The following is a 12,648-nucleotide window of genomic DNA, read 5'->3' on the forward strand; positions in this document are numbered from 1 at the left end:
GAATTTACCCATGTTTCGCAAGAAAACCGCAATTACGCTCATGTCAGTAATGACCATTACAGCAGCTTTCCTGTCAGGCTGCGGCAACTCCGGGAAGAGCGCTGATTCCGCCAATCCCTCCGGAAGCGCGGCTGGCAGTGCTTCATCCGGCAAGCCTGTAGAATTTTCGTTTTATTTTACCGGCTCGCAGAACGTAAAGGATTTGTGGGACACCATCATCCCGATGTTCGAGAAACAAACTCCGGACGTGAAGGTGAAACCGGTGTACATTCCTTCCGGCACAGGCGCCCAGCCGACTTATGACCGCATTTTGGCCGCCAAGCAAGCAGGCAAAGGCTCTGGGGATATCGACCTCTATGAAGATGGGGTATCTACCGTGAGTAAAGGGCAAAAAGATGATATTTGGGCTCCGCTCAGCACCGACAAAATTCCAAATCTGAGCAAAGTAGATCCGAAAACGATGAAGGATATTTCCAATATGGCTGTACCTTACCGTTCTTCCGCCGTAGTACTGGCTTACAACAGCGACAAAGTGAAGGACGTTCCTAACACATTGGACGAGCTGTACGATTGGATCCGCAAGCATCCACAAAAATTTGCATACAATGATCCTTCCACAGGCGGGTCCGGAAATTCGTTCGTAATGACCACTCTTTATAAATCACTGCCCGAAGAGGCGATCCACAATTCCGACCCTGGCATAGAGAAGCAGTGGGACCAAGGCTTCGCGCTTCTGAAGGATCTTGGAAAATCCGTTTACGGCAAAGGTATTTATCCGAAGAAAAACCAAGGAACCCTGGACCTGCTGGCAAGCGGCGAAGTGGATATGATCCCTGCGTGGTCGGATATGGTGCTTGAGCAAACCGATAAAGGGCAGCTGCCTAAGTCAATTAAAATGAAGCAAATACAGCCGGGCTTCAACGGAGGTCCGACGTACTTGATGGTGCCGAAGCTGTCCGAGAAGAAAGATGCGGTAAACAAGTTCCTGAACTTTGTAGTGTCTCCTGAAGCTCAAGCGGTTGTCGTTAATAAAATGCACGGCTTCCCAGGCATCGAGCTGGCTAATATGCCGAAGGAAGTTCAAGATGCATTCAAAGGCGCTGCTCAAGGCTTCCGCTCATTCAATATCGGCGACCTGGACAAAGATATGACCAAACGTTGGCAAAGTGAAGTTGCCGCCCAATGAGCAAGCAGATGAAAATGGGGATACTGGGATTGCTTCTGGTTATCCCCTCTTTTTTAGTACTGTTCGTCATTGTGGTCATTCCGATTGTCATTTCATTTAAAGAAAGTTTGACCAACAAGTCAGGCGGCTATGATTTGTCCAATTACAGGTACTTGTTCACCGATAAGCTGATGCGGTCCAACATTATTTTTACTTTGGAAGTAACCGTCATTTCCGTCATTCTCGTACTGGTCATCAGCTATGCCCTGGCCGTTTACATGAGGTTCAACGACGGACCGGCTGTCCGCTGGATCCGCAGGACATACATGATCCCGATTTTTATTCCGTCTGTTATCGCCACCTACGGCTTGATCCAGCTGCTCGGCAACCATGGTTGGGTATCCCGGTTTTTGGTTGCGGCTAACGCGGGCGAGATGCCCCGCATTATTTTCGATATGAAAGGGATTATTATCGCCAATTTGTGGTTTAATATTCCATTTACGACGATGCTGCTCGGCTCAGCGCTGTCCGCCGTCCCTAATGCGATTATCGAAAGCGCGAAGGACGTAGGCGCCGGAGGACTGAGAATCTTTTTCCGCTTCGTTCTGCCCCTCACTTACAAAACGCTGCTCGTTGCGGTCACTTTTGCATTTATGGGGGTCATCGGCTCGTTTACTGCTCCCTTCCTGATCGGCCCCAACGCACCGCAGATGCTGGGCGTGTCGATGGAGCAAATTTTCAGTGTATTCCAGGACAAGCAGCTGGCCGCGGCGACCGCCTTCTTCACGTTCCTTCTCTGTTCTGTAATGGGTTATTTCTACATCCGGACCATGATTAAAGAGGAGAGCTCGAGGTCGATTTGAAAAAGTATAATATGATGGAGTCCTCATTTGTAAGCAGCCTCATCCTATTGATCTTTCACAGAGACTGCTTCAGCTATAAAGAGAGCACACGGGAGAGTTTCTCGTCTGCTCTCTTTTTTTTACACATTAAAGCATTTAGACTTTAGGAGTTTTTTTATGCATACAATTTAGAATTATTTTGTCTAATAATAGATAGTATAACAATTAAATTGACGATAAAAATTGTCAGATATATAATTGTTATAGCAATTAAAATAAAGGAAGGTGACTCGAATGACTGCTTCGCATGACGCTTCCATCGGCTATCCGACGAGTATAACGAACCGCAATATAATCCGCTTTTTGTCGGCTCACCTCAAACAGTTCGATATTACTCCGGAGCAGTGGACGGTGCTGAAACGGCTGTGCGAGCAAGACGGGATTAGCCAGAAAGAGACAGCTCAAAGAACGGATAAAGACCCCCCTACTGTGACTCGTATTTTAGATATTTTGGAACGTAAAGAGCTGGTCCGCAAACAATTAAACGGTGAAGACAGGAGATCGTTCTTAATCTACATCACAGACAAAGGCAGGAGGCAGTACGATCAAGTCAAGCCTTTTATCCAGGAACTGTTCGAACAAAGTCTGCTTAGGGGGATACCCGGCGAAGAGCTGGAAATTTTTAGAAAGGTTTTGTCCCGGATCAATGAAAATATAGCGGAGGATCTGGAATAGCTATCTCGACATCTTAATATAAGTATTTGTCTCGACAATTATATGCCAACAACTAAATCAGAAAGAAGAGATATGGGTGGAGAATGATTCACTATGGAGCCGCAACTTTTTAACGGTCAGCATAAGCAGCTTTTTTATTTTTATGACGTTCTACATATTGGCGGTTACATTGCCGTCCTTTGTACTGGACAATTTACATGGCAGCAAACAAGAAATCGGGCTGGTCACGACAGTATTTATAATCGCGGCCGTTATATTCCGCCCCTTAACCGGTAAATGGCTGGACGAAGTGAACAGAAAGGCATTGTTGAACATTTCCCTCGTCTTATTTACAGTTTGCAGCGTTTTATATCTGATCATCCATGATTTTTATTTGCTTCTGGCGCTGCGTTTTATCCATGGTATTGCTTTTGGTATCGCGGCCACCGCGACCTCCGCCATTGTGCTTGAAGTCATTCCGGATAATCGTAAAGGGGAAGGCATCGGTTATTTCAGCTTATTCATGAGCCTTGCTATGGTCGTTGGTCCTTTTCTCGGTCTTTCACTTATGGCGCATACCAATTTTAACCTGCTTTTCATGACGGTATCGATATTTTCTTTGCTGTCCTTTATATGCGGTATTTCGACTGAGATCCCCAAGCATGTCCCTAAAAAGAGCAGTCTCAGCCCGTGGGACGTAAAAAGGTATATCGAGCCGAAAGCCGTGCCTATTTCTTTGGCCGGTTTTGTGGTGGCTTTTTCTTACGGGGCGATTTCCACATTTATTTCCGTTTACGCCAAATCGATCGGTTTGGAACAGACCGCAAGCTACTTTTTTATCGTATTCGCGGCTATGATTCTCATATCGCGGCCTTTTACGGGCAGGCTGTTCGATCGCCGGGGAGAGCATATACTCGTGTATCCCGGCATTATTCTGTTCGTCGTCGGTATGATATGGCTCAGCCAGGCTTATACTGCTCCGGTCTTTTTAATTACGGGAGGGATTATCGGACTGGGGTACGGCGCCATTCTTCCCAGCTTCCAGACCCTTGCTGTCCAATCTGCTCCTGCGCATCGGCGGGGCCTTGCCACTGGAACTTATTTTACGTTCTTTGATTCGGGTTACGGGGTAGGCTCATACGTTTTGGGCATCATCGCAGCACTCACAGATTACCATACGATGTATTTTTTCGGAGGAATCGTTGTCGCTCTCTCGCTGGTCATTTATTATCTTCTTCATCACAGGCAAAAGGAAACAAAAAGTGCCACAAAGCCGGAGACTGTGTAAAAGGGAAATGTGAAGAAGCAAGAGGGGGTCTAAATGGCCGGGATCGCCGTAAAAGGGGATCCTGTTTTTGTATTGTAAAACCCAATCTCGTCTGATAAGATAGGGACATATTTAGTTAATATATTAACTATAAGATCGGGTGATCGCACGATGGCAACGATTAAAGATATAGCCCGGCAGGCTAACGTTTCCTCGGCGACGGTCTCGCGGGTATTGAACAATGACGCGACATTATCGGTCAGCGAGGATACGAGAGACAGAATTTTCACGATAGCGGAAGAGCTGCAGTATAAGCCCACCCGGATGAAGAAGCTGAAGAGAGAGAATCATATGTCCCAAAGGCAGATAGGTCTGCTTTTACTGAACTCGCCGGACGAAGAAAAGCTGGATCCATACTTTTTATCTATACGTGAAGGCATTGAAAGGCATTGTCAGGAGCTGGGCATTACGATAGACCATGTGTTCCGGGCCGGCAGAGTGGACCTCTCGGCATTTCGGCAGCTGGACGGTCTTATTATTGTAGGATCCATCGATGTATCGGAAATTGACAATATATTTAGTAAAAAAGAACGTATTGTTTTAGTAAACCATCCGTTGGTTCACCGAGACTACGACTCTGTGAAGATTCATTTTAAACAGGCGGTTGAGGATGTGCTTGAACATCTTTTCCGGTTAGGCCATAAAGAAATAGGATTCATCGGCGCGCAAGAGTATATTCACAAACTTGGTCCCGACAAGAGAGGGCAGGAGATCGTTGAAGCCAGAAAATTTTATTTTGAACGGATCATGCAGGAAAAAGGTTTGTTTCAACCTGAATTCGTTTATTCCGGGGATTGGTCCACGACGAGCGGTTATCTTATGATGAATAAAATGCTGAACCAGACGCATCGCCCTACCGCCTGTTTTATCGGCAGCGACCCGATGGCCATCGGCGCGATACGCGCTCTGCATGAGCATGGGGTGAAGGTCCCGGAAGAGATGGCCATAATCGGTTTTGACGATATTGAAGTATCCGCTTACATGAATCCGCCGCTTACCACTGTGAAAGTCTACACCGAGCATATGGGGAAGATGGCGGTAAACATGCTGCTGGACCGTTTTGAAGGGAGAGAAGTGTCTGTTCATGTCATGATCGATACGAGCCTGGAGATCCGTGAGAGCTGCGGCGGCAGCGCCTCTCCATCTGAGTAACGTGTGTGGGCGAATAAGTAACTTGATCTTGAAAGGGGTTGGCCGATGGTAATACAATTGAAACGCAGTTTACCGGGAATTTCATAATGAAAGGGCATTCAGTTGTCCCTTGAATGAAAGCGCTTCACAACCAAGAGGACATTTTTAAAATAAAAACTTTAAAGGAGCTGCGATTATGGCGATTTACTATGAAGAAGCAGAAGGCTTGTTTCATCTTCAATCAAAAGACATGAGCTACGTAATTCAACTGGTGAGAGGGTTCCCGGCACATGCTTATTGGGGTAAAAAGCTCCGCCATGACGGGAATTTGAGCAGCATCTTGCAATTTATCGAGCGCACCTCCTTTTGCCCCAACCCGCTGCCGGACGTCAAAAGCATCTCCCTGGACACGCTGCCGCAGGAATATCCGCAATATGGCACCAGCGATTTCAGGCACCCGGCTTATCAGGTCCGGTTGGAGGACGGAAGCAGGATCACCGAACTGCAATATACGGGCCACCGAATTATAGACGGGAAACCCGAACTTGAGGGGCTGCCTGCAGTGTACGCTGAATCTGACCGGGAAGCGCAGACATTGGAACTGGAGCTCACGGATGCTTATACCGGTCTTACGGTCATCCTCAGCTACACGGTATTTGAAGATTTCAGCGCTGTCGCCCGTTCGACGCGTTTTGTCCACAAGGGCAAACAGCCTGTCCGTCTGGCGCGTGCGTTAAGCGCGACTGTTGATTTTCCCGATGCGGATTACGAGTTTCTATATCTGTCGGGAGCCTGGGCTAGAGAGAGGCATGTGCAGAGAAGGCCATTAGGACCTGGAGGGACAAGAATAGAAAGCAGAAGGGGCTCCAGCAGCCATCAGCTGAATCCGTTCGCTGCGCTGCTCCGTCCTAACGCGGATGAGGACCAGGGAGAGGTGTATGGATTTAGTCTGGTATACAGCGGCAGCTTCCTGATGGAAGCGGAAGTGGACCAGTTTGATTCCACCCGTCTGTCCGTCGGGATCAATCCTTTTGATTTTTCCTGGCAGCTTGCTCCCGGAGAAAGCTTTCAAACCCCGGAAGCGGTGCTCGTGTACTCCCCGGAAGGACTCGGTGGAATGTCGAGGACTTATCACCGTTTGTACCGCACCCGATTGTGCAGAGGCATTCACCGGGACCGCGAGCGGCCTATCCTGGTCAACAACTGGGAGGCGACTTATTTTCAATTCAATGCGGAAAAAATCGAAGCGATCGCGAAGGCCGCGGCGGATTTGGGCATTGAGTTGTTCGTTTTGGATGACGGCTGGTTTGGAAAAAGGGACGACGACACAAACTCCCTGGGAGATTGGGTGGTTGACCGCAGCAAGCTCCCTGACGGGCTGGAAGATTTGGCGCAGCGGGTCAACCGGCTTGGCCTGCAGTTCGGCCTGTGGGTTGAACCGGAGATGATTTCTCCGGACAGCGATTTATACCGCGAGCATCCGGATTGGTGCCTGCATGTGCCGAACAGGCGCCGCACGGAAGCGCGCAACCAGCTGGTGCTCGATTATTCAAGACAGGATGTCCGCGACTACCTGTTCCGGAAGCTGAGCGACGTGTTTTCCAGCGCACCGATCTCGTATGTGAAGTGGGATATGAACCGCAATATGACGGAAATCGGGTCAGCCGCAACACCGGCGGAGCGTCAATCGGAGACCGCGCACCGTTATATGCTGGGATTATATGAGCTGCTGGAACGCCTGACGGCGAAGTTCCCGCATATTTTGTTCGAAAGCTGCTCCGGCGGCGGCGGGCGGTTTGATCCGGGCATGCTGTACTATATGCCTCAGACCTGGACAAGCGATGATACGGACGCCATCGAACGGCTGAAGATACAGTACGGCACAAGTCTGGTGTATCCGGTCAGCACTATGGGAGCCCATGTCTCGGCTGTGCCCAATCATCAAGTGCATCGCATGACGCCGCTTGCCACGCGCGGGGATGTCGCCATGTCCGGTAACTTCGGCTATGAGCTGGATTTGACCCGTTTCACCGACGAAGAAAAGGAAATCGTCAAGGCGCAGGTCGCCGTGTACAAGGAATTCCGCATGCTGGTGCAGAAGGGCGACCTGTACCGCCTGAAAAGCCCGTTTGACGGGAATGAAACTGCCTGGATGTTTGTTTCTGAGGACAAAGCGGAAGCTCTCGTCTTCTATTTCCGGGTATTGGCAGGGCCCAACGCACCGTTCAGCCGGATTCGCTTGAAAGGATTGAACCCGGACTATGATTACACACTGGGAGATGACGCGGACCGTTTTGGCGGCGACCGTCTCATGTACCTCGGCCTGACGGTTCCTTCCCTGCGCGGCGATTACGCAAGCACCTGGTTCCATTTGAAAGCTGTGAAATAAGAAGGCTAAGAGAGAGCCGGTTGATTTATTCAGTAAGCTGCCTGGATCACAAGTGCCGGGCGGCTTAATTGATTTACGGTACTGGAGCAGATTATCGCCAGAAAACCCGCCGGTATCGCGCTTTCAGCGATTAATCCGAAAGAATTGTCCATTACGATCAACAAAGCGGTCGAAGCGGGGATTCCCGGTTTTTAACCACTATTTGAGCTCAGTGAGGAGATAGGATTTCCACCCGTTTCCGCCCGCGCGCAGAGTCCAGGCTGGCATCGATTACTTTCATATTACGCACTCCGTCCCAAGGGCTGAACGGCTCCGTTTCACCAAAAAGCACCGCCCTTGCGAACCGGTTTAACAGCAGGAGCTGCTGGTTGCCGCGCTCGAACGGCTCGATCCTCGTTTCGCCGCGCACGGTCACCGCTACGTCGGGGCTCAGATCGCCTCGGAGCGAGAATGCCGAAGGCAAGCAGATCGCGCCATGCGTGCCGCGGATTTCCAGCTTATTGGCGAATTCAGCCCACAGGCCGCATTGGAACGTCATCCCCACATCGCCAGGGAATTCCAGGATGCCCGAGGCCATCATATCGACGCCGCCATGCTCTAACGAAAACAAAGCCTGCGTTGTGACGGCAATCGGCTCCTCATCAAGCACATAGCGGGCGGCGCTGAACAAGTAGCAGCCAATGTCATAGAGGCTGCCGCCGCCCATTTCCTGCCGGAAGCGGAAGTCCCCCTGCATGACGGAACGGTCAGACGTAAAGACGCCATTGACGGCCCTAACCGTACCGATGTCGCCGGATCGGATAATCTCTTTCACCCGGTCATAGCGTGGATGGTGGCGGTACATAACATTTTCCTGCAGTTTGACACCGGACTGTTCGCAAGCCTGTACCATATGTACCGCTTGACGCTCCGTTAGCGCCATCGGTTTCTCAACAAGCACATGTTTGCCTGCGAAAGCAGCGTGGATCGTCCACTCCTCATGCATGTGGTTCGGCAGCGGAATGTAAACCGCATCGACGCTCGTGTCAGTTAACAGCTCCATATAGCTGCCATAGGCGGCCGGGATGCCATTGGCATCAGCGAACGTCCTGGCTTTCGCTTGATCTCGGCTTGCCACAGCAACGATCTCATTGAGGTCCGATGCACGAACCGACGGAATAAACGCTTTAGCGGCAATCTGCGCGCATCCCAAAATTCCCCAACGCAGCACGGACATGAGCATTCCTCCTACACTAAATGACAAGAGCCTTTCTGATGTAATTGTAGCAGATTTTCTGGAAAAAAGCGGATAAGGAGTATCCTTTTGTCGTACTGAAAATTTTGAAAATTTCAATCATTTTCCAGATTAAGTAAAGAGGAAATATTTGTTAAATGTCGAAAATAACCTCTATGTTGCTTGAAAAAGTGAGGAGGCGGAACACAGGATGGCGAATTTTGATAGTTTGGACATGGGGCTCGGTGCGTTAACAAAGCTTTCAAATGCGAGGTCAAGATCGATCAGCGCAGAAAATTTTACAGGCGAGAAGGGGAAGGCTGCGATGGCGAACGAAGGAACCGGTGCAGCCTGCGCCCGCGACCTCGGCATAGGCTGGAAGGTATCGCCTTCCATAATGATTAAATCCGGCACAAATTTCACGTTAGCCGAGATCGATGGTCCGGGTGTTATTCAGCATATTTGGATGACCACCCAACCCGATAAGTGGAGAAGCTTGATTGTACGTATTTATTGGGATAAGGAATCGGATCCTTCGGTGGAGGTGCCGCTCGGCGACTTCTTCTGTAACGGATGGTGTGAGCGGAGCAATGTAAACTCGCTGCCGATTGCTGTGAATCCCGCGGGCGGCATGAACAGCTATTGGGTGATGCCTTTCCGGCAAGAGGCGAAGGTGACCGTAGAGAATCGTTCTGCTGACGATGCCGTCCTGTATTTCCAAATTGATTATTCACTGACTGATGCAGTAGAAGAAACTGCATATTTCCATGCCCAATGGCGGCGCAGCAATCCTGTGCAGTATAAGGAGGTCCATACTATCCTGGACGGCGTGAAGGGCAAGGGACATTACGTCGGTACATACCTGGCTTGGCAGGTAAACAGCACCGGCTGGTGGGGCGAAGGGGAAATCAAGTTCTACATGGACGGGGATAAGGAATTTCCCACGATTTCCGGCACAGGTACGGAAGACTATTTCGGCGGTGCGTGGAACTTCGAACAGCCTAAAGGTGAATACGGTCTGTATTCTACAGCCTTCCTGGGGTTACACCAGGTGATAAAGCCGGATGGTCTGTACAGGAGCCAGCAGCGCTTTGGCATGTACCGATGGCATATTATGGATCCGATCCGTTTCGGGGAAGATTTACGCGTCACGATTCAGGCGCTCGGCTGGCGCTCAGGGGGAAGATATTTGCCGCTTCAGGATGACATTGCTTCGGTTGCTTATTGGTATCAGGCGGAGCCGCACGCTGTATATCCCGAACTTCCCAAGCAAGACGATCTCGAAGTTATCTAGCGCTGGGTTCACGTAGTTCTTGGCATGGTTATAAACATCTCGAAAGGGCAGCCAGCTTGCTGCCTTTTTTCTCCTGCGCATCACAGTTGCACAAGAATCCGTTTGATCATCTTCAAGAAGTCGTAAATGCCGTTTACCCATTTCTGTGCATATTATCCAAGGAGTTATTATGCCTCCGCGGATAGTGTGTGCTTTTTTTTTTAGAATAATGAGATTGATTTATGTCATAGTTGCAGCTCTATTTTAACGCGAGTTACAGCTCTTCCCATTTTGCCCACATTTCCTTCGGATTCAGTTCATATACTTCCTTCTCACGGTACATGTAATGCTGCATGATGAATTCACGGCGTATCGTTGCAAAATCTTCGTGGTACTGCTTGATAAATTCGTTGATCTCTTTTTCCGTGTACTGCTTTCCCTTTTCCAGCTTTGCGGCCAGCTGTTCCAATACCATCAGCTTTTTCTTATATTGGCTGGGAATGCGCTTCAACTTGCCGTCGGCAGAGAAGAAGGAATTCAATACGGACAGTTTAAGCTTCTCGTTGTTCTCTGTTTGCAGCTGTTCTTCTTTGACACTCGTTTCTTTGAAAATCAGATCGGCTGTCGCTTTAGCATTCTGCTTCAAAAAATAGTCATTAAGAGAGAAATAGATCGTGTTCTTTTCTCTTCTTTCGTTGATTAGACTCGCTTCTCTAAGTTTCATCGCATGATGGGTAATCGTTGGGGGCGACACGCCTAGCTTTTCCGCTAACGCCTGTCCGTGCATTTCTCCGTCGGCAAGCAGAATCAGTATCCGTATGCGTGTCGGATCGGCCAGTGCTTTATGGTAATTTACGATTTTATCGAGTTGGATACAAAACCCTCCGTTGATTACATGAATATATAACAGTCTAATTATAGCTTAATATAAGTTTTCACTTCGGTCAAAATGTGCAGGGAGTGGAGCCAATTGAAGGTTTCAATTTAACTGAATTTTATCTTAGGCTTGCCCAGTCTCTCCATTCATTGCGGGTATTCACTTCATATATTTCCTTGTCTCGGTTGACGAACCGGTGGATAAACAGTTCCCTGCGGATCGTGGCGTAGTCTTCGTGAAAGGCTTTGATAAATTCGTTCATTTCTTTTTCTGCATACGGTTTGTTGGGCTCCAGTTGGTTTGTGAGATGCTCGAGGACGATTAACTTTTTTTTCAATTGTGAAGGAAGGTTCTTCAAACGACCATGCTCTGTGAAAAAATTGCGCAGCACGGATTTCTGCAGCTTTTCGTTTTTGGTCAGCGTGTTTGCGGGATGGTCAGGCATTTTGGTCCTCCTTTAATTAAATTATTGTCTAATTAGATGTTATTAAAATTAGGTATCTTTGTCAACTGTAAATGTTATAATATGGATATTCAATCGAAGGATGTTTTAAACGAGCAATTCTTCTAACAAAGTTTACGACTCGAACGATTTAGATCAAACAATGGAGGTACAGTATATGAAACATGAACAATTCACAACAACAACCCGTTCACTGCGTGAGGATGCTTTGCCTTATCGTTTGTTTCAAAAGGCGAAAAAATTTGGGATCTGGGATCCGAAAGACATAGATTTCAAACAAGATGTTTTGGATTGGACAACGTTGACTGAATCACAGCGTATAGGAACGCTGCGTCTGTTATCCCAGTTCCAAGCAGGAGAAGAAGCAGTCACCATCGATTTATTACCGCTTGTTATGACTATTGCAAAAGAAGGAAGACTCGAGGAAGAACTGTATCTCACTACATTCCTGTTTGAAGAAGCGAAACATACGGAATTTTTCCGCATCGTCTTGAATGTCCTAGGTATTAACGATGAAATTTCTAAGTATCATGTACCTACGTACCGCAAGATTTTTTATGAGATATTGCCTGAAACCATGAACCGATTATTAGTTGACCATACACCAGAAGCTTTAGCCGATGCGTCAGTCTTATACAATATGTTCGTAGAGGGAGTTCTGGCTGAAACTGGGTATTGGTCCTTTTATCAAGGTCTGAATAAGATGGGAAAAATGCCAGGGCTAATGAAGGGAATCGATTATCTTAAGAAAGACGAATCCCGGCATATAGGATATGGAACATTCTTGCTTCAACGGCTGATTTGTGAGCATCCTCACCTTTTTGATCGAATTGCAAATCGTATGCAAGAACTGGCGCCAATGGCTTTATCCATAAACAGGGAAGTTGTCGAGAGCAACGGAACAAGTCCGTTTGATATCCGAAGATGTGGTTGGCGTAATTGATTAGGAGTTCCTGGAAGCCGTGTAAAGTAAATGCGTTAGTTCTAATTCTTATTTCGGAAAACGATAGTTGAGGGGCTTTCTGCGACGGCTCCTTTTTCATTTGTTGAAATAACGAGTTTTGCAGAACGTACCCGAAGGAATACGAAAGAATAACGATTCAGGTTAAAATGGAACAGTTTGAATTTTGTTCAATAATCGGGCAGTAAGGTATCAGATGGATTTGATTGGATTGGATATTAACTTTTATAAAAAGTGTTGTGGCACATAACGATTATAAAAAGGATTATTACCAAATAAAGATCTCTATAGAG

General features: G+C 48.0%; 11 protein-coding genes and 1 pseudogene. 9 read left to right on the top strand and 3 right to left on the bottom strand.

The window, feature by feature from the left end:
• Nucleotides 1-10: 10 nt before the first annotated feature.
• The 7 genes and pseudogenes from ACZ5N7_RS01475 to ACZ5N7_RS01505 form a co-directional block, all read left to right on the top strand.
• Nucleotides 11-1,186: an extracellular solute-binding protein gene (locus tag ACZ5N7_RS01475; RefSeq protein ID WP_464656748.1), complete on the top strand. Its 1,176-nt coding sequence runs from the start codon at nucleotides 11-13 to the stop codon at nucleotides 1,184-1,186.
• Entirely contained in the window at nucleotides 1,183-2,028 is an 846-nt protein-coding gene (locus ACZ5N7_RS01480; protein WP_464656750.1) for an ABC transporter permease, read from the top strand. Before ACZ5N7_RS01475 ends, ACZ5N7_RS01480 begins: the two co-directional genes overlap by 4 nt.
• 273 nt (nucleotides 2,029-2,301) lie before the next feature.
• Entirely contained in the window at nucleotides 2,302-2,742 is a 441-nt protein-coding gene (locus tag ACZ5N7_RS01485; protein WP_464656752.1) for a MarR family winged helix-turn-helix transcriptional regulator, read from the top strand.
• 76 nt (nucleotides 2,743-2,818) lie between these two features.
• Nucleotides 2,819-4,009 carry an MFS transporter gene (locus ACZ5N7_RS01490; RefSeq protein WP_464656754.1) on the top strand — a complete coding sequence of 397 codons (1,191 nt, stop codon included), beginning with the start codon at nucleotides 2,819-2,821 and terminating at the stop codon, nucleotides 4,007-4,009.
• A 150-nt stretch (nucleotides 4,010-4,159) separates the two neighbouring features.
• Nucleotides 4,160-5,200, top strand: coding sequence for a LacI family DNA-binding transcriptional regulator (locus ACZ5N7_RS01495; RefSeq protein ID WP_464656755.1), 1,041 nt, complete (start codon nucleotides 4,160-4,162; stop codon nucleotides 5,198-5,200).
• 175 nt (nucleotides 5,201-5,375) lie between these two features.
• Complete coding sequence (locus ACZ5N7_RS01500; RefSeq protein ID WP_464656757.1) at nucleotides 5,376-7,568, top strand: alpha-galactosidase; 2,193 nt, start codon at nucleotides 5,376-5,378, stop codon at nucleotides 7,566-7,568.
• Between the two features lie 75 nt (nucleotides 7,569-7,643).
• Nucleotides 7,644-7,754: pseudogene (locus tag ACZ5N7_RS01505) on the top strand (substrate-binding domain-containing protein); the annotation flags it as partial.
• A gap of 22 nt (nucleotides 7,755-7,776) precedes the next feature.
• On the opposite strand, the gene ACZ5N7_RS01510 reads toward ACZ5N7_RS01505, so the two are convergent.
• Complete coding sequence (locus tag ACZ5N7_RS01510) at nucleotides 7,777-8,784, bottom strand: Gfo/Idh/MocA family protein (protein WP_464656759.1); 1,008 nt, start codon at nucleotides 8,782-8,784, stop codon at nucleotides 7,777-7,779.
• Nucleotides 8,785-8,992: 208 nt separating this feature from the next.
• Between ACZ5N7_RS01510 and ACZ5N7_RS01515 the strand changes: the two genes are divergently transcribed.
• Nucleotides 8,993-10,075 (top strand): glycoside hydrolase family 172 protein, encoded by a 1,083-nt coding sequence (locus tag ACZ5N7_RS01515; RefSeq protein WP_464656761.1) that lies wholly within the window; start codon nucleotides 8,993-8,995, stop codon nucleotides 10,073-10,075.
• A 253-nt stretch (nucleotides 10,076-10,328) separates the two neighbouring features.
• Here the strand turns inward: ACZ5N7_RS01515 and ACZ5N7_RS01520 are convergent, their stop codons facing one another.
• Complete coding sequence (locus ACZ5N7_RS01520; RefSeq protein ID WP_464659101.1) at nucleotides 10,329-10,928, bottom strand: DUF2087 domain-containing protein; 600 nt, start codon at nucleotides 10,926-10,928, stop codon at nucleotides 10,329-10,331.
• A gap of 121 nt (nucleotides 10,929-11,049) precedes the next feature.
• A complete protein-coding gene (locus ACZ5N7_RS01525) occupies nucleotides 11,050-11,376 on the bottom strand; it encodes a DUF2087 domain-containing protein (RefSeq protein WP_464656763.1) in 327 nt (108 codons plus the stop codon).
• Between the two features lie 175 nt (nucleotides 11,377-11,551).
• Here ACZ5N7_RS01525 and ACZ5N7_RS01530 point away from each other — a divergent pair, with 175 nt between their 5' ends.
• On the top strand, nucleotides 11,552-12,337 hold the full coding sequence (locus ACZ5N7_RS01530) for a R2-like ligand-binding oxidase (protein WP_464656765.1): 786 nt from the start codon (nucleotides 11,552-11,554) through the stop codon (nucleotides 12,335-12,337).
• Nucleotides 12,338-12,648 lie beyond the last annotated feature (311 nt).

Source organism: Paenibacillus sp. JCM 18996, assembly GCF_055392555.1.